This is a genomic window from Pseudarthrobacter sp. CC12, from assembly GCF_039907755.1.
Taxonomy (GTDB): Bacteria; Actinomycetota; Actinomycetes; order Actinomycetales; family Micrococcaceae; genus Arthrobacter; species Arthrobacter niigatensis.
This window is the reverse complement of record NZ_JARDJH010000001.1, coordinates 246,875-262,910: the sequence shown is the minus strand read 5'-3', so window position 1 is coordinate 262,910 and position 16,036 is coordinate 246,875. Positions and strand designations below refer to the sequence as shown.

The 16,036-nt window shown below is 65.8% G+C and carries 17 protein-coding genes and 1 pseudogene; 9 read left to right on the top strand and 9 right to left on the bottom strand.

Annotated features, from left to right (window positions below):
* Positions 1-30: 30 nt before the first annotated feature.
* The 3 genes from PV772_RS01210 to PV772_RS01200 all read right to left on the bottom strand — a co-directional run bounded on the left by PV772_RS01210 (position 31) and on the right by PV772_RS01200 (position 3,596).
* Positions 31-867: an IclR family transcriptional regulator gene (locus PV772_RS01210; RefSeq protein ID WP_347885127.1), complete on the bottom strand. Its 837-nt coding sequence runs from the start codon at positions 865-867 to the stop codon at positions 31-33.
* 73 nt (positions 868-940) lie between these two features.
* Positions 941-2,197, bottom strand: coding sequence for an aminopeptidase P family protein (locus PV772_RS01205; protein WP_347885126.1), 1,257 nt, complete (start codon positions 2,195-2,197; stop codon positions 941-943).
* Positions 2,198-2,303: 106 nt separating this feature from the next.
* A complete protein-coding gene (locus PV772_RS01200) occupies positions 2,304-3,596 on the bottom strand; it encodes an MFS transporter (RefSeq protein ID WP_246839888.1) in 1,293 nt (430 codons plus the stop codon).
* 424 nt (positions 3,597-4,020) lie between these two features.
* Here PV772_RS01200 and PV772_RS01195 point away from each other — a divergent pair, with 424 nt between their 5' ends.
* The 4 genes from PV772_RS01195 (at position 4,021) to PV772_RS01180 (ending at position 8,045) form a co-directional block, all read left to right on the top strand.
* On the top strand, positions 4,021-4,500 hold the full coding sequence (locus PV772_RS01195) for a hypothetical protein (RefSeq protein ID WP_347885125.1): 480 nt from the start codon (positions 4,021-4,023) through the stop codon (positions 4,498-4,500).
* Positions 4,497-6,248 carry a DUF5671 domain-containing protein gene (locus PV772_RS01190; protein ID WP_347885124.1) on the top strand — a complete coding sequence of 584 codons (1,752 nt, stop codon included), beginning with the start codon at positions 4,497-4,499 and terminating at the stop codon, positions 6,246-6,248. The genes PV772_RS01195 and PV772_RS01190 overlap by 4 nt, the downstream gene beginning before the upstream one ends.
* A gap of 50 nt (positions 6,249-6,298) precedes the next feature.
* On the top strand, positions 6,299-7,747 hold the full coding sequence (locus PV772_RS01185) for a hypothetical protein (protein ID WP_347885123.1): 1,449 nt from the start codon (positions 6,299-6,301) through the stop codon (positions 7,745-7,747).
* A 133-nt stretch (positions 7,748-7,880) separates the two neighbouring features.
* Positions 7,881-8,045, top strand: a complete 165-nt coding sequence (locus PV772_RS01180; protein ID WP_168223183.1) for a hypothetical protein — start codon at positions 7,881-7,883, stop codon at positions 8,043-8,045.
* A 21-nt stretch (positions 8,046-8,066) separates the two neighbouring features.
* Here PV772_RS01180 and PV772_RS01175 read toward each other — a convergent pair whose 3' ends face one another.
* The 4 genes from PV772_RS01175 to PV772_RS01160 all read right to left on the bottom strand — a co-directional run bounded on the left by PV772_RS01175 (position 8,067) and on the right by PV772_RS01160 (position 11,124).
* Positions 8,067-8,315 carry a hypothetical protein gene (locus PV772_RS01175; protein ID WP_141159271.1) on the bottom strand — a complete coding sequence of 83 codons (249 nt, stop codon included), beginning with the start codon at positions 8,313-8,315 and terminating at the stop codon, positions 8,067-8,069.
* A gap of 65 nt (positions 8,316-8,380) precedes the next feature.
* Positions 8,381-10,315, bottom strand: a complete 1,935-nt coding sequence (locus PV772_RS01170; RefSeq protein ID WP_347885122.1) for an ATP-binding protein — start codon at positions 10,313-10,315, stop codon at positions 8,381-8,383.
* Between the two features lie 91 nt (positions 10,316-10,406).
* Entirely contained in the window at positions 10,407-10,814 is a 408-nt protein-coding gene (locus PV772_RS01165) for an SRPBCC domain-containing protein (RefSeq protein ID WP_141182514.1), read from the bottom strand.
* Positions 10,807-11,124: a metalloregulator ArsR/SmtB family transcription factor gene (locus tag PV772_RS01160; protein WP_307358323.1), complete on the bottom strand. Its 318-nt coding sequence runs from the start codon at positions 11,122-11,124 to the stop codon at positions 10,807-10,809. The genes PV772_RS01165 and PV772_RS01160 overlap by 8 nt, the downstream gene beginning before the upstream one ends.
* Between PV772_RS01160 and PV772_RS01155 the strand changes: the two are divergent.
* From PV772_RS01155 to PV772_RS01145, 3 genes and pseudogenes are all read left to right on the top strand, one after another.
* Positions 11,075-11,512 (top strand): annotated as a pseudogene (locus PV772_RS01155) (alcohol dehydrogenase catalytic domain-containing protein); the annotation flags it as partial. The gene PV772_RS01160 and the pseudogene PV772_RS01155 overlap by 50 nt on opposite strands.
* Entirely contained in the window at positions 11,398-12,243 is an 846-nt protein-coding gene (locus PV772_RS01150; protein WP_347885172.1) for a zinc-binding dehydrogenase, read from the top strand. The pseudogene PV772_RS01155 and the gene PV772_RS01150, both read left to right, overlap by 115 nt.
* 207 nt (positions 12,244-12,450) lie before the next feature.
* Positions 12,451-13,539: a LysM peptidoglycan-binding domain-containing protein gene (locus tag PV772_RS01145; protein ID WP_347885121.1), complete on the top strand. Its 1,089-nt coding sequence runs from the start codon at positions 12,451-12,453 to the stop codon at positions 13,537-13,539.
* Here the strand turns inward: PV772_RS01145 and PV772_RS01140 are convergent.
* A complete protein-coding gene (locus tag PV772_RS01140) occupies positions 13,482-13,805 on the bottom strand; it encodes a hypothetical protein (protein ID WP_347885120.1) in 324 nt (107 codons plus the stop codon). The genes PV772_RS01145 and PV772_RS01140 overlap by 58 nt on opposite strands.
* A gap of 77 nt (positions 13,806-13,882) precedes the next feature.
* Between PV772_RS01140 and PV772_RS01135 the strand changes: the two genes are divergently transcribed.
* Together PV772_RS01135 and PV772_RS01130 are read left to right on the top strand one after the other, a co-directional pair.
* Positions 13,883-14,242 carry a VOC family protein gene (locus PV772_RS01135; RefSeq protein WP_347885119.1) on the top strand — a complete coding sequence of 120 codons (360 nt, stop codon included), beginning with the start codon at positions 13,883-13,885 and terminating at the stop codon, positions 14,240-14,242.
* Between the two features lie 26 nt (positions 14,243-14,268).
* The gene (locus PV772_RS01130; RefSeq protein WP_347885118.1) at positions 14,269-15,504 is read left to right on the top strand and encodes an NYN domain-containing protein; all 1,236 of its coding nucleotides are present in this window, start codon (positions 14,269-14,271) and stop codon (positions 15,502-15,504) included.
* Positions 15,505-15,592: 88 nt separating this feature from the next.
* Here the strand turns inward: PV772_RS01130 and PV772_RS01125 are convergent, their stop codons facing one another.
* Positions 15,593-15,937 (bottom strand): hypothetical protein, encoded by a 345-nt coding sequence (locus PV772_RS01125; RefSeq protein ID WP_141159262.1) that lies wholly within the window; start codon positions 15,935-15,937, stop codon positions 15,593-15,595.
* Positions 15,938-16,036 lie beyond the last annotated feature (99 nt).

Below are 16,036 nucleotides of genomic sequence, written 5' to 3'. Positions count from 1 at the left end.
GCCGGGGATGAACTGCGCCGGCCGGCAGCCTTAGCCGGCCGGCCGGCCACCCAGCCGCGTGGTCACCTTGGCGGCGGCGGCCACGCAGGCCTCGCCGAGGCTCTCGAACTGCTCCTTGGACACCCTGAACCGCGGCGCTGGAATCAGGACGGCCGCCACCACGTCGCCGCGGTGGTCCCGGACAGGCGCGGCCACGCCCACTTCGTCCATGGACGATTCGCCGTAGTTCCCCGCCCATCCCCGTTGCCCAACCTCCTGGAGCCGGGCCTCGTAGGCCGCCAGGCCGTCGTCGTCCAGCCCCGGGAATGTAATGGTGCCGCTCTTCAGCAACTCCCGCACCCGCTCGCCGGGAAGGGTGGACAGGAAAACTTGGACGGAAGCGCTCATGGCGTCACGGTAGCGGGCACCCAGCGGGGTGGTGTGCTTGATCTGGTGGTGGCTGGCGATCTGCTCCACGCAGATGGCTTCGTCGCCGTTCCAGAGCATGAGGGCGCTGGTCTCTCCGGTCTGCTCGGTCAGCTGCCGCAGGACGGGATAGGCCACGCGGCGCTCCTCCATCTCGGCCAGCAGTGGACCGGCGACGGCAATGAGCCCCAGGCCCAGCCGGAACCGCTTGGTTTCCGGGTCGCGTTCCACCAGGTTTTCCTGCTCGAATGTGGCCAGGATCCGGGAGACGCTGCTCTTGTGCATGCCCACGCGGTTGGCGATTTCCGTGACGCCCAGCAGGGGTTCGTCGGCGGTGAAGGTGCGCAGGACGGCGATGGCGTTGACGACGACGGAGGCGCCTTTGGCATCAGTCCCGCCGTTGGTGCCGGCTCCGCTGGCGCTGGTGTCGGAGGTTTGTGCAGGAGTCATGGTGGAGACCATCTTTCCCTATCGTTGGCGGCAGACGCCGAAAGCGGCGCCGTGAAACACGGCGCCGCTTCGGCTGTTCAGTGGGTTATGCCTCGATGATGTTCTTCTCCGGGCCGAACGGGAACTTGGTGATGTTCTCCACCGATTTGTCCTCCCCGATGACCAGGATGTCGTGCTCGCGGTAGCCGCCGGCTCCGGGCTGGCCGTCAGCCACGGTGATCATGGGCTCCATGGAGACCACCATGCCTGGCTCCAGGACGGTATCGATGTCCTCGCGCAGCTCCAGGCCGGCTTCGCGGCCGTAGTAGTGGCTGAGGACGCCGAAGGAGTGGCCGTAGCCGAAGGTGCGGTTGGCCAGCAGCCCGTTGCTGATGTAGATCTCATTCAGTTCGGCGGCGATGTCCTTGCACACGGCGCCGGGCTTGATGAGTTCCAGGCCGCGCTTGTGGACCTCGACGTTGATGTTCCACAGCTCCAGGGAGCGTTCGTCCGGCTGGCCCAGGAAGAGGGTGCGCTCCAGGGCGGTGTAGTAACCGGAGGTCATGGGGAAGCAGTTGAGCGAGAGGATGTCGCCCTGCTGCAGCTTGCGGGTGGTGGCCCAGTTGTGGGCGCCGTCGGTGTTGATGCCGGACTGGAACCATACCCAGGTGTCGCGGACTTCCCGGTCCGGGAAGGTCTTGGCGATCTCGTGGACCATGGCTTCGGTGCCGATCAGGGCAACTTCGTACTCGGAGATGCCTTCACGGATGGCGTTGCGGATGGCTTCGCCGCCGAGGTCGCCGATGCGGGCACCGTGCTTGATGACTTCGATTTCCTCGGCGGACTTGATCATGCGTTGGCGCATGGCGTCCTGGGAGACGTCCAGCAGCTGGGCGCCGGGGAAGGCGGCGGCGATCTTCTCGCGGGTCAGGCCCGGGAGGAAGTCGTCCTCGACACCCAGCCGCGTGGCTTTGACGCCGCGCTGGCGCAGGGCTTCCTGGAGGCCGAAGAAGAAGTTGTCACGGCGCCAGTCGGTGTACACGATGTTCTCGCCGTAGGAGGTGCGCCACGGCATTCCGGCGTCGATGTTGGCGGTAACGGTGACCGAGTCGTCGGCGGTGACGACCAGGGCGTAGTTGCGGCCGAACGTGGTGTACAGGAAGTCGGAGTAGTACTTGATGCCGTGGTAGCTGGTGAGGATGACCGCATCCAGCTCCTTGGCGGCCATGATCTTGCGGAGGCCGCCGAGGCGGCGCTCGAATTCCGCGTCGGAGAACGTGAGCTTGCCCTTGGTGCCGTTGTGCAGGACCTTGAGGCGCTCGAGTTCGGCGATGGAGGAGGCGTTGTCGGCAGTGATAGTCACGGGTGGTGCCTTTCTAGTGGGTGCCAGCTGCTGTTGGTGCAGCTGGTGTTGGTGTGCGTAGTGAGGTTGGTCTGTGTACCCGGATGGGTTGCGGGCCCCCGGTTGGTCAGAGGTGCTTGAGGGGTTTCCGCGAGGTTTCGGCGGCAAACAGCACGGCCGTGAGGGACACGGCAGCTGCGGCCACGAGATACCAGCCGGGTGCCAGCTTGCTCTGCGTCAAGCCGATGAGCAGGGTGGCCATGAATGGTGCAGTGCCGCCGAACAGTGCGTTGGAAAGGTTGAAGCTGACGGCGAAGCCGCTGTACCGGACTTTGGTGGGGAAGAGTTCAGCCAGGAAGCTGGGCAGCGTTCCGTCGTTCAGGGTGAGCATGCCGCCCAGCAGGATCTGGACCAGGACAATCACCAGGAAGTTGCCGGTGTCCAGCAGCATGAAGGCCGGAACAGTCAGGAGCATGAACAGTACGGAAGCCGTGATCAGCATGCGCTTGCGACCGAACCGGTCCGAGGCGAGACCGGTCAGGAAGATGAAACCGATGTAGCTGGCGAGGGCGATGGTTGTCGCCAGGAAGGACTCAGTGGGACCGAAGCCCAGTTCCTCAGACAGGTAGGTGGGCATGTAGCTGAGGATGACGTAGAAACCGACGGCGTTGAGCAGCACGGCACCGCACGCGATCACCAGCTGTTTGCGGTAGGTCCGGAACATGTCGAGCGCAGGGGCCTTGGGAGCAGATTCCTCCTGGTCGGCCAGTGCACGGAAGGCCGGGGTGTCCTCCAGCTTGGTGCGGATGTAGCGCCCGATCAGTCCCATCGGGGCGGCCAGCAGGAACGGCAACCGCCATCCCCACTCGTGCAGTTGGTCGGTGCTGAGTACCGAGCTGAGGAGCGCCGCGATCAGTGAGCCGAGGAGCAAGCCTGCGGCGGTGCTGGCAGGCACGACGGCGGCATAGAGACCGCGACGGTTGGCCGGGGCATATTCCACCAGGAAGGCTGATGCTCCGGCGTATTCGCCGGCTGCCGAGAAGCCTTGGACCACACGGACCAGCAGGAGCAGGACCGGGGCCAGCATGCCGATGGTTCCGTAGCCGGGAATGAGGGCGATGCAGAACGTGGAGACGGACATGATGACGATCGAGAGGGAGAGTGCCTTGCGCCTGCCCAGCTTGTCGCCGATGTGGCCCCAGAAGAAGCCGCCCAGGGGACGGACGAAGAAGGAGATCGCGAAGACGGCAAAGGTAGCCAGCAGCGCGGTCTGCCGGTCCGCTTCGGGAAAGAACACCGACGAGATGACGGCTGCGAGGTAGCCGTACACGGCGTAGTCGAACCACTCGACAAAGTTGCCGATGAAGCTCGCCGTGACCACCCGGCGTCGAACGCTCTTACCGGCGACGGCGTTGTCCATGCCGCCGCCAGCCCCGGCGGGAGCGTTGGCGTCAGCGGCAACCACTCCTGCCCGGGGTGAGTTTTGTTGGGTACTCATAAAACCACCAATGATGTTGGAGTTGCATTCCTTGCAACCTGGTTGTTTCAAGATAGGCCGTGATGTGAAGCACAGTCAAGGGGTATACGCAGCATTAATTTGAGGAAGCTCTACATTGCTCCTGGCCCTGGTCCGCAGGGCACGCCTCTCCATCAGGAAAACTTTATGTTGCATTCAAAACAACACTGTTGCCTCAAAGCCTGCCTCCGCAACCGGAACACGGCTTCGCGGGAATGACCGGTCCTTGAGCCGCTGCACTTACCGCTCCGCCGGAATCTGCCCAGACACGTCAAAGGCGGGCCCAAAGACTCGGGCGGAACGGCCTGCCCGGCCCCATACTTGCGTCATGTACGACACTGCCAGGGACCGCACTGCGCGAAGACCGGACCGGATCCTGCTCACCCTGGTAGGCGTTGTGGTTGTCCTGGTGGTGGTGGCACTGGCGGTGGTCTTCACCCGCGGCGAGCCTGCACCCTTGGATGGGGAAAGCCCCGCCGGAGTGGTCCAGCGTTACAGCAAGGCAGTGATCGACGGCGACAGCACCACGGCCCAGTCCTACCTCACGGACGCTGCCAAGAGCCGGTGCCGCGGCGCCTACTACGGCGAGCCGGCGCCCGCCCGCGTTGTCCTGGTCTCGACGACGGAACGCCCCGATTCAGCCACCGTGAAGGTTTCGATTGTCCGGTCGTCCCAGGGCGGACCCTTCGGGCCTTCGGAGTATGAGATGGAGGACTCCTTCGCGCTGCTCAAGGTGGCCGGGACATGGAAGATTGACCAGCCGCCGTATCCCCTGATGGCCTGCACCGACGTACCGGTGAAGCAATGACGGATCCGGCAGCCCCGGTGGTCGCCGCTCCCTCGAGCGGCCTGGCAACCCTCCGCCGGCTGATCATGTACGTCCTGTTGTTTGCCCTGGTACTGATCTCGGCATCCGGTCTCCAGGGACTCCTGGAGCGGCTCTTCCGGACCGCATCCACCCTGGTGTCCGGTGATGTCGCAGGACTGGCCCTGTCCCTTGCCTTCACCCTGATCGGTGGCCCGCTCGCACTGCTGCTGTGGTGGTTTGTGTGGAGGCGCCTGGACGACGAATCCGAACGCAGGGCGCCCGGGTGGGGCCTCTACCTGACCGGGATGTATGCGGTCTCGCTGATCATCAGCACCACGTCGCTGCTGAACCTTGCCACCTCCTTCCTTGACACGCAGGAGAGCCAGTGGCCGTCGCCGCTGGCCAACGGCATCGTGTGGTCAGCCATTTGGTGGTGGCACCGGTGGATGTGGACGCACCCCCGCAAACCGTCATCGCATCTCGAGGACGTCCGGGCCGTCGTCGGCTCCGTGTTTGGACTCCTCCTTGGCGCCGGCGCCGCCATTGCAGCGCTGGGCAGCCTGCTGGACGTGGCAATCCGCGGTTTCGCGGCAGCGGCTTCCTTTGAGCCGTGGTGGCTGCCCATCCTGAGGTCCGTGGTATGGGCTGCGGGCGGTGCGGCGGTGTGGTGGTGGCACTGGTTCCGGGATGGGGGCAGACGCTTCCAGACGGGACTGGTGGACGTCACCATCATTGCCGTGGGCATCTTCGTCGCCGGTATCACGGCGCTGGGTGGCCTGGGCGTCATCCTGTTTGTCCTCCTGCGGCTGGCGTTTGACCGGAGCGACCCCCTGGGCAACCTGCTCGAACCGCTCGCCCCGGCCATCGCAGCCGCAGCCATAGGCGCCCTGGTGTGGCGCTACCACCGCACCGCTTCCGTCGCGCGTTCCACCCGCACACGCCGGGCCAGCCTCCTGGTGACGTCCGCCGTGGCGCTTGCCGCGGCGGCGTCCGGCATCGGCGTCGTGGTCAACGCGCTGCTTGCCACAGCCGTGTCTCCGCTCGCCGGCGGGGCTACCCGCACGCTGCTCCTGGGCGGCCTGAGTTCCCTGCTGGTGGGGGCACCGGTCTGGTGGCTGGCATGGAAACCGAGGCACCAGCCGGGCACCGCTGCGGACATTCCGCCCGGCCGGCGCGTCTACCTGGTGGCATTCTTCGGCGTCAGTGCCGTGGTGGCCCTCATCACGCTGCTGGTGATTGGCTACCGGCTCTTCGAGTTCCTGCTGGGCGACGTCACCGGCGGAGGCCTCCTGGACCGCATCCGCGCACCGCTGGGCCTCCTGGTGGCAGCCGGGCTCGTGGCCGGCTACCACTTCGCGCTGTGGCGTCATGACCGGGTCCTGTTTGCCGCCGCGGCACCCGCGCACAAGCACATGATCGAGCGGATCACACTCGTCAGCGGCTATCCACCCGGTTCCCCGGATTCCCAGGCATTGGCACGCGGCATCGCTGAAGCCACGGGAGGTGCCAAGGTGGCCACCTGGCTGAGGGCGGACGACGGCGGCGCGGTAGTTCCGCCGTCGTCCACCCCCGCTCCGGGGGTTGGGGAGGCCGTGCGACTGGTGGCAGCGGCCCTGGAGGGCGTCACGGCCCAGCACGTCCTGGTGATTGCGGGGCCGGACGACCGGCTGGAAGTGATTCCAATTGCTGCCGTCGGAAGCACTCCTGGCCTTGGGAGCACGGTGACTGATCGGGTCCTCCGGCCCTAGCGGGTCCGGCCGCCGGTCCCTAGCGTAGGAGCTGGCAAAGGAGGCCGGACATGGCTGCAGGGGGAAGCGCGAAGCCCGGCAGTGGTGCACCGGGACGAAGCAGCAGCCGCCGGGCCGGTGCCCTCGCCGCAGTCCTGCTCGCGTTGGCCGGGTGTTCCCCAGGCGGCACCCCTCCGGCCAGCAGCCCGCCAGCTCCTTCCCCCGCCTCCAGTTCCGCAACAGCGACCGCCACAGGGTCAGGGTCCGGCCCCTTCTCGGATGCGGAGCTCGCAGCCATCATCAACGGGGTGGGCAAGAGCCGCAACCTGCCTTACCCAGCAGGTGAGGATTCAACCCGCCTGCGCTCGGGCGCCGCCAGCGGGTCCTTCCCGCAAGCCCAGACGGTTACCACGCCGGGAGACTGCATAGCCCTGGTTCCCCAGGACCCGTTCACCCGCTGGGCAGACAAGGACATCTTTTTTGCGGAGGGCGGCATGCCTCCGGCAGGTGGTGAGTCCGGACCCACCACCACCATCTGGATCCTCCTCAGGAGCGCGGACCAGGCCGCAATCGCCGCCGCCGATTTCGGCTATGCGGATGACGTGTTGCAGCGCTGCAACCAGTTCGACCTTGCTTATACGGAGGCGGGCAGGACCTCCACCTCTGCCGTCCAGTTACTGGGCGCACCTTCCATCGGCGATAAACAGCACGCGTTTACCCAGGTCACCAAGCCCAAGGGGCCGGGAGACTTCGGCACCGTCGGGTTACGCGTCCTGCACGGCACCCTGTCCATCACCCTGACCCTTGCCGTTGCCGCACTGAATTCGGAGGCCGATGCCAAGCCGGCCCTGGATTCGATGGCGGAACTGGCGAAGGAGCTCATCAACGAAGCGGGTAAGCCCCAAGCACCAGCGGCACCAAGCGCTCCAAACTCACTCACGCCTGACCAGATGGTGGCGCTGTTCAAGGGGATGACCGGGCCGGCCGGGGAACCGGTACGCCTGCCACAGGCAACCGTGCTCGAGCCGCCTCGTGGCTCAACTCCCACCATTACGTCGCAGCCGCCCGCCACCCAATGCGTTTTCGACGACCAGGCGTACTTCGCGTCATTGGCCGGCTCTGTATACGGGCAGGGTCAGATCCAGGGGGCCGCGAAGATGGACAACGCCGACTTCACAGTCATCAGCATGCCCTCGGCCGCGATCCCGCCCTATCCTTTCGACAGTCGATCCGAACGCCTCCGCGGCTGCGCGACTGTGCAGGAAATCTCGGTGGAAGGCGGCGGCCGCACCTGGTCTACGGTTTCCACCCTGGCTACCACGATTTCCGCTGACGCCAGCTACGCTGTGGCCTACCAGCTCAGCGACGGCACAGGCGCCTGGCAGGTGCGGTGCGGGGCGCGCAGGGGAACATTCTCCATCGAGGCTTCCAGCACCGTACTATCGCAGCCAGACACCCAGGCTAAAGCCGATTCCCTGTCCGCCATTTTCACCGCTGTTTTGGCACGCGCAGGACAGTAAATGTGCCGCCGGCCCCTCCCCGCCGGCAGCCTTCCTCAAGATTTGCGCAGTTTATCCGGCTGCTGGATTAACTCTCTTCCCTTGGCATCCGGCGGTGCCTAGTGTGGGCACACACGCGTTACTAGGGGGATAAGTGAACAGCTCAGTTGAAGGTCTTCAAGACGCCACCAACCAGGATCCGCAGCAGGTCGCAGCGGCAGATCCGCTGGATGTCCAGCACAGGGTGGCGGAATGGACGTCGGACTGCCTTCTGACCCTGCCCAGTCCCGTCCGGTTCACCCGCGCAGACTGGCCCTAGGGCCGGCCAGCGTCCGGGTCGCTAGCTGGATGCGTCCCGCTCTATTTCTTCAGCCAGGTCGTCCACTTCTTCGGGGCGGGCGTCGATGCCCGCGTCCTCGAACCGCTCCTGCAGGACGTGCGCTACGTCGTCCTGGACCTGGCCCAGCTGGATGTCATGGCGGACGTCATCGGCAATGCTCTCGGGTGTCTCGGCATGCGCTGGCCCGGCTGCGATGCCGTCATTGCCGTCGAAGGGATCGTTGGCGCCGCCCGCTCCGGAATCAGTCATAATCGAGGGTTACCCTTTCGAAGCCGCTGGTAAACGCCCGGCCCCGAAGGTCCTGCCAACTGGCCTCAGCCCAGGAAGGTGCGGTGCACCTCGCTGCCGTAGCGGCCAATGATGGCCCGTTTGGCGTTCCGGAACGCTTCGAGGTCACCTCCCTGGCCATGCTGATCCACGCTGCGCCGTGCCAGCTCATCCGAGATGACGTCAAGGAAGAGCTCGGCGAGCAGGAGCCGGGCGGAGTCGCGGAACCGCCCCCGGCCGTCGACGTAGAGCTGGACGGTGGGGGCTGCGGTGTTGATGATGACCTTCCGCTCCCCTTCGGAGTACACGGCACGGTCCGTGGTGTTGTGGAGGTTCCTGAAGTCGTAGCCGGTAAAAAGGTCCACGCCGTGGTCCCGGCTCGCGCGGTGGGCCTGGCGGCGCGGGGCCGGCAATGTTCCGGCGGCCCCGCGGTGCGGCGGCTGGTCTGCGGTGCGGCGGGAAGCGTGGTCGGCGATGACCACCTCGCAGAGCGCCCAGTAGTTCCCCGCCCGTGCGGTAATCTGCCCCTGGTCCCCGGCCTGCTCCCCCGCCGCAGTCCACTCAAGCCGTAAAGTCTCCGCGAGCGCGCCGACCGGAACAGGTGCTGGCAGCGGGTCCAGCCGGATCGTGGGCGGCAGGTCCAGATCGAACTCCAACATTTCCCCCCGGGGCAGCTGGTGTGGATCCAGCAGCAGGGCTACATGGAACGGATGCACGGGCGGACGGTAGTAGAAGGGCGTTGTGAACCGCAGCGCCGCCGGCAGTGGCGCCTCCGGGGGCTCCGCGCGGTTCCCATTCCGGCCCTCAGGTGCTGTTTCCAGGCCCAGGTCCCGGACGGCGGCCTCACTCATATGCTGCAGCAGGTGTTCGATCATCCCTGCCGTCCGGCCCGAGGTGGTGGCACGTTCCAAATGGGTGAGTTTTTCCTTTTCCGCCTGGACGGGTGCCGCGATCATCCGGCTTACCGCGTGCGAGAATGCTGCAACGAACGGGTCCTTGGTGTTCAGGCCCTCACGCTCGTCACTGATGATGGCTACGCCCCTGCCCAGCATGTCGGTCAGCGCCGGGCACCGGACCATTCCAAAGAGGTATTCGGTGCCCACCTGGTTCTCGAACTCGAACATCTGGCAGTCGAGCACGGCCATGCCGGACTCCACCACCAGGCCGGCGGTGCGCTCGTCGCCCTTCAGTGTCAGCTCGACACCCTCGGCCCGCTTCAGCGTGACGGTGAACGCATACTCGGTTCCGCCGACACTGAAGCTGCCGGGCGCATCAGGGCCAACCAGTGTTGCCGCCGGCGGCTCCCGGAAGCGGATGATGTCGCTGCCGTCGTCCCCGTTTCCGGGGTGTCCGTGCAGCAGTTCCACCGTGCGCCGGTCCAGCACTTCCCGCAGGTAGATGTTGTCCGCGAGGAGTTGAAGCAGCGTTGACTGCTGCGTGATGGTGGCGTGCGGGTTGTCGACGACGATGGTGACCTTGGTGCCGCTGCCACCGTCGGGTATCCCGAGCCGGGCGTAGTCCGCGGGGAATGCCTGCCTGTCAGCGCCGTCGTCGTCATACAAGTAGCCGCCATTGCTGCTGCGGAAGATATCGATCCGGGTAAACCGGCCGGCCTGGATGGTTTCGATCCAGCCGTGGCCCAGGCCGAAGATGGCCTGCTTGAGTCCGCGGCCGAAGTAGCCGCGGCCTGCGCCCTCGCCGCGCGCCAGCGGGCTGTGGGCGCCGCCGTAGCTGAGGATGCGGCCGGCTTGCTGGAAGGACATGCCCTCCGCCTGGTCACTGACCGTCAGCACCGCTCCGGAGTGGTGCCGCTGGTAGCCGACCAGGATCCTGCCGGTCACGTTGCCGCCCGCTCTTTCCACCCGCGCGTAACTGTCGTCGCTGTTGGTGATGAGCTCCACGAGCGCCTTCTCAACAGAGGCGAAGCGCCGGGAATCGATCCCGATCACGCGCTGGTCCACCTGGATCTGGGCAACCGTCATGGGTGCTTCCTTCGCTCAACATCCAAAGCTGATTCCCGGCCCTAAGCACAACGGCGGCCCGGCTACGTGGAGCGTAGCAGGAGGCTGGGAGTCAGGACACCCCGGCAAGGACCCCATCGATACGGGCCAGCAGGCCGGGCCAGCCGTTGCCCATGCCTTCGATGGCGTGGCGTCCCATAGGAGTGTCGAGCTGGAACCCGGCGTGCTCGAAGTGGAGGATGGTGCCGCCGTCCACCGGCTCAAGGCGCCAGGTGATGGTGGTATCCAGCTGGCCTTCGGAGAAGAGGAAGCTGATGGACGCGCCGGGGTCAACGGTGAGGACTTCACACTGCTGCCGGCCCCAGGCGTCCATGTCCATGGTGAAACGGTGGCCGACCACGGGTGCGATGTTGCCCTGGGCCCACCAACGGGCCAGGAGTTCCGGTGTCGTCAGCGCGGCCCACACAGCAGCGGCGGGGTGGGGGTAATGGCGTTCAAGCCTGATGGCATTTTCAGTCATTTGGTTTCTCCTCGTCCAGAAGGTCTGCCAGGGCGTCCAACCGCTGGTTCCAGTAGTGCTCGAAGTGCTTCACCCAGCCGCCGATCTCGGCGAGGCGGGCAGGCTGCAGGTGGTACACCCTGTTCCGTCCCTGCCGTTCCTCACGGACCAGCCCTGCGTCCCGGAGCACGGCCAAGTGTTCGGATGCCGCCGGACGGCTAAGGTCCAGCAGGCCGGTAAGTTCGCCGGCCGTCCTGGACCCTTGTCGCAGTTCGTCGAGGATGACGCGCCGCGCCGGGTTGGATACGGCGGCGAAAACATCGGGAAGCACCACCCCAGTATATGTCGGAAATATCCGACGCATAATGCCCGGGAACCAAGTGTGCGGCATGTTCCCCGCATCACATCCGGGGCTACGCTCGGCCAAAACAGGCGTAGGCTGTAATTACATGCATATGCATGAACTTATCCAACGGATCCGAAGGAGATGCCCCATGAAGGCATGGCAGTTCACCGGCACCAACAACCCCCTTACGCTGAACGAAGTGGCTGAACCCAGTGCAGGTCCGGGCCAGGTAGTGGTCAGCGTCAAGGCCGCCGGGGTGTGCCACTCCGACGTCACCGCCATCGACGACGCCGGTTGGATGCCGCTGTTCCCCGAGCCCCCGCGGACCATGGGTCACGAAAATGCGGGCGTCATCACCGAAGTGGGCGCTGGCATGGAGCACTGGAAGGTCGGCGACCGGGTTGGCCTCTCCCCCGTCATGAAGGACGGCGATGCGTTGGGTTATGGCAAGTGGGACGGCGGCTTCGGGCCCCAACTCCTCGCCACCGACGACAACCTGGTGAAGCTGCCGGACGAGGTCTCCTTCGAGCTGGGCGCGATGGCCACCGACGCAGGGCTGACCGCCTACCACGCGATCATGGCCGTGGGCGGGGCGAAACCGGGCATGAAGGTAGGCGTGATTGGCCTGGGCGGCCTGGGCTACATCGGCGCCCGGGTGGCAGCACTGTCAGGTGCGGAGGTCTATGGCGCCGAGGTAACCCCGAGACGCAAAAGCTCGCCGGTGAGATCGGCCTCGCCGGAGTGGCCGAGTCCATTACGGCGTTCAAGGACAAGAACCTGGACCTCATCGTGGACTACGCCGGGTTCGGCACCACCACCTCCGCCGCACTCGAGACCCTCGCCGAGTTCGGCACGCTGGTCCAGGTGGGCATGGGACGCCTCGAAGCGACCATCAACACCTACCCGCTGATCATCAACCAGCTGTCCATCAAGGGATCCAAGTCGGGCACCAAGGAAGACCTCGAAAACCTTTATGCCCTCATGAAGTCCGGCCAGCTGAACCCGCCGATGAACCTCATCAAGCAGGCGGATATCCCCGGCGCCATCGACAAGCTGCGCAAGGGCGGCGTAGTGGGCCGTTTCATCGCGGTCTACGAGGACTAAGTCCGCCACGATCCTTCCCAAGCGGACGACGACGGGCACATCCCGTCGTCGTCCGCTTGCCTTTTTGACGGCTGCTGCGGCGCGCCCGCAGTTCATCCACTAGGCTCGCCTTGGTCCATTGTGGGCCTTGACCCGGCTGCGCCGGACTTCTGGGGGGGCATATCCATGGTGGGAACCGGCAGTACATCCGAGGCGGCATCCAGGCGCGTGGCCTGGCCGCATGCCGCGGTTACGGTCCTGCTGCTGGCCGGGTTGGCGGGGTGTACCTACTCCGACCACCCGGCAGAGCCGGCGGCAGCCGTCCAGTCCACCCCCGCCCCCACCGCGTCTTCGGCCGCGAAGCCCGCGCTGAGCGGGGAAACCGTGCGGGACTCGTTTGGCAATGTGGACTTCTACACCACGGCGGCGGGCGACACGCTCGCAGCAGTGGCGAAGGCCTACAAGCTTTCGGAGGCGAAGGTGGCCGGGTTCAACGGACTCCAGCCCGGAGCCGTCATCCCTGCGGGCACGAAGCTCCGGCTGATGCCGGCCGGTCCAGGGCGGGGCGCAATGGGCGCTGCCACGGGCGACGTAAACGGCATTCCAATGAATTACACAGTGGAACCCGACGACAGCCTGGCCGGCATCACCTACCGGTTCAACCTGACCGAGGAGCAGTTGGCGGAAGCCAATAAGGTTCCGTTCGCCTACGAAAAGGGGAACGTCTTCTTCATCCAGGCCGGCAAAATCATCCAGCTGCAGAAGAAACCGGTAGACAGCCGCTCCGGCTCCGGTACAGAGGTCAACAACTCGTTCGGCCAGACCATCTTCTACACCACGGTGGATGGGGACTCCTTCGACAGCCTAGGCTACAAGTTCCGGTCCACCACCGCACAGATCCTGCTGTATAACCCGTCGTTGTCGGCGGATCAACCCATTCCGGCCGGGACGAAGGTCCGGCTGATACCGGGCGAGCTGAAGATCCAGGGTGCCCAGGGAACCTTCACCACCGACGCCAATGGCATCCCACTGACCTATACCACCGCGCCGGGCGATACTGAGCGGCAAGTTTCGTTCCGCTTCGGCGTTGACCAGCTGCGCTCGGCCAACCGTCCGAGCACGGGCACGGCCGGGGCTTGGTATGACTTCGCCGAACTGCCCAGCGGCGAATTGTTACCGGGCCAGACCATCAGCCTGGCGCTGGACAAGCCGATCAACAAACCCAGTCCCCGACTTGCGCCGGAAGCCGGAGCGGCGCCTTACCCCTGGATTTTTCCTGTACTGCCGGCGGGACTGGACCGCCGGCCCAGCCTGTAGCCAGCCCAGAAGGCGAGCAACAGCAGCCCCGCCACCATGACCGCCAACCCCACCTGGGTGCCTTCCGTGACGAAGGCAGCCCTGTCGGCAACGAACGGCTTATTGCTGAGCGGCGCGTAGGCGAACCAGCCAGTGAAATCGCGGTTCAGGTAGGCGATCAGGACACCTGCCAACACGGCAACAACGCCCAGCAAGGGCAGCGCGGCCCCAGGAACTTTGGTGCGTCCGGCTGATTCATTTTCTTCGGGTGTGCTGTCTTCCCCCATGCCGCCCGAGTCTAGCCCGGACGCCGCCGGCCACACGGCACCTACCCGGCCCGGCACTTCGGGTCTAGGCTGGCCGGATGTTGACTATCGGAACCATTGTCCTCGGCGTCAACGATGTCGCCGCCGCCACGAAGTTCTGGAACGATGCCCTCGGCTATGTCCCCCGGGAGGCCGGTGACGATACGTGGGTGACCCTGGTGCCGTCGTCGGGCCCTGGCGCGGAACTGTCCCTCATGCTCAGCGAAACCCCGGTCCAGGACCATCCGCGGATCCACCTGGACCTGTATGCGGACGACCAGTCCGCGGAGGTGGAGCGGCTGGTCTCGCTCGGCGCCCGGCGCGTGGACTGGGACTCGTACCCGGAGGATCCGGACTTCGTCGTGCTGGAGGATCCGGACGGGAACCTGTTCTGCGTCATCGACAAAAGCCCGCGGTAGAGCTGGAGGGCTGGCACACTAAGCCAATGAACAAGGCACCTGAACCTGCGCGCCGGCCTGGCATCCGTGCAGCGATGTTTGTCGATTTCGACAATGTTTTCACTGGCCTGCAGGCCTTGGACCCGGCCGCGGCGAGGCGCTTTGCCGAGGATCCCAAGCAGTGGGCCGATGCCCTGTCAGATGGCGGAGCCGCTGACGACTCCCGGAGGTTCCTGATCCGCAACTGCTACTTGAACCCCATGGTGTACTCCAAGTACCGCCCCTACTGGACGCGGGCTGGATTTCGCGTGATCGACTGCCCGTCGCTGACGCAGCGCGGAAAGAGCAGCACGGATATCAACCTGGTGCTCGATGCCATGGATGCGCTCTCCGGAAGCGTAGCCATCGAGGAGTTCTTCATCGCCTCGGCCGACGCCGATTTCACCTCCCTGATCCAGCGGTTCCGCGCAGCTGACCGGATGACCACCGTGATCGCCGCCGGCGCCGTTGCCTTCGCTTACCGGGAAATGGCGGACCACGTGGTCGAGTCACATGACTTCGTGGCCATTCTCAACGGCACCACCGCCGAACCCATCAATGCCGTGGCTTCGGCGAAGCTGCCGCCCGGCCCCGCAACAGCAAAGGCAAAGCCAAAAACGGGTTCCCCCGCGGTGGCTGAGGTACTGAAGTTTGTCCGGTCCGCGTCCGGCCCGGTGAAAGGAGCCTTGGTGGCGCACCGGGCCCTGAGTGCGGAGCCGTCCTTGAAGACGGACTGGGCCGGCCTTGGGCGGTTCGGAGCGTGGGTGGCCCAGATCGGCAAGGACATCGAATACTCACCGGCCAAGGGCGGCTGGGTGTGGGACGCCAAGCGCTTCTCCGCTGAGGACCTTCCCGCTCCCGCCGAAGTTCAGCCCGGCGTCGAGGAGCGGGTCACCCGGGTGACGGACGTCCCTGCCTTGTCGGCGGCCCAGTTTCGGCAGATCTTCACCTCCATGGAGGCCCGCCTCCGGGAACATCAGCTCAACCGGAATGAGCTGGCCCGGCAGGTGCGGGATGACTGTGTCAGTGCCGGCGAACCCGTCTCCCGCAATGCCGTGAACTTTGTGCTGCAGGGCTTGGCATACGCCGATTTCCAGCTGCGGGACGATGCGACCGCGGCCGAGATTGCTGCCGCATGGACGGCCAATGTGGAGGAACTCTGCCGGGTGGCGCTGCTGGAGTTCGATGCGTCTGAAAAGCTGGCGGTCCGGCGGTGGGCGAGCGGCGGGTTGCTGGAAAAGTAAGCAGGGCGGACGGCCGCGGATATTCATCCGCCGCCGTCCGCCCCCCCCAACAGTGTGGCCCGGCACGCGTCATCGAGCGCCGGACCGGCTACGCTGCGAGCGGCATGTCGAACAGCTGCTCGGCGAGTCTGATGAGGTGGCGGGGAGCGTCACACTCGCCGTCCACCCTGTCGCGCCCCAGGAACAGGGCAGTCCCCTGGATGGTCCCGTCGAGTTCGATGCCGGCCTCGCGGATGAGCACTTCGGCGCGCGGATTCGTGGTTGGGCTGGCGGCAGAGCTGTCCAGATAGACGTGCCAGTCAGTGCCGGCGAGGAGGCCGACGCCGCCTGACGCGATTTTCTGCAAGGCCGTCTCGTCCAGGTCGATCGGCCGGATGTGCACAGGCTGGGTGAGCCGGGTGGGAACGACGAGGGCGTTGCGGGAGGTCATCATGGTGGTGTCCTTTGGCTGATCCCCCCGCTATGGGTGCGGTGGGGCTTGCCGGGGTGGTGCGGGCGGCCGCGGGCTAGGAGTCCCGGGCGGCCGCCCGCT

Excerpts from the sequence above, each read along its gene's own strand:
- PV772_RS01130 (WP_347885118.1), top strand. The coding sequence starts at position 14,269 with ATGAACAAGGCACCTGAACCTGCGCGCCGGCCTGGCATCCGTGCAGCG.
- PV772_RS01185 (WP_347885123.1), top strand. The coding sequence starts at position 6,299 with ATGGCTGCAGGGGGAAGCGCGAAGCCCGGCAGTGGTGCACCGGGACGA.
- PV772_RS01175 (WP_141159271.1), bottom strand. The coding sequence starts at position 8,315 with ATGACTGATTCCGGAGCGGGCGGCGCCAACGATCCCTTCGACGGCAAT.
- PV772_RS01125 (WP_141159262.1), bottom strand. The coding sequence starts at position 15,937 with ATGATGACCTCCCGCAACGCCCTCGTCGTTCCCACCCGGCTCACCCAG.
- PV772_RS01195 (WP_347885125.1), top strand. The coding sequence starts at position 4,021 with ATGTACGACACTGCCAGGGACCGCACTGCGCGAAGACCGGACCGGATC.
- PV772_RS01210 (WP_347885127.1), bottom strand. The coding sequence starts at position 867 with ATGGTCTCCACCATGACTCCTGCACAAACCTCCGACACCAGCGCCAGC.
- PV772_RS01200 (WP_246839888.1), bottom strand. The coding sequence starts at position 3,596 with ATGGACAACGCCGTCGCCGGTAAGAGCGTTCGACGCCGGGTGGTCACG.
- PV772_RS01165 (WP_141182514.1), bottom strand. The coding sequence starts at position 10,814 with ATGACTGAAAATGCCATCAGGCTTGAACGCCATTACCCCCACCCCGCC.
- PV772_RS01135 (WP_347885119.1), top strand. The coding sequence starts at position 13,883 with ATGTTGACTATCGGAACCATTGTCCTCGGCGTCAACGATGTCGCCGCC.
- PV772_RS01170 (WP_347885122.1), bottom strand. The coding sequence starts at position 10,315 with ATGACGGTTGCCCAGATCCAGGTGGACCAGCGCGTGATCGGGATCGAT.
- PV772_RS01190 (WP_347885124.1), top strand. The coding sequence starts at position 4,497 with ATGACGGATCCGGCAGCCCCGGTGGTCGCCGCTCCCTCGAGCGGCCTG.
- PV772_RS01140 (WP_347885120.1), bottom strand. The coding sequence starts at position 13,805 with ATGGGGGAAGACAGCACACCCGAAGAAAATGAATCAGCCGGACGCACC.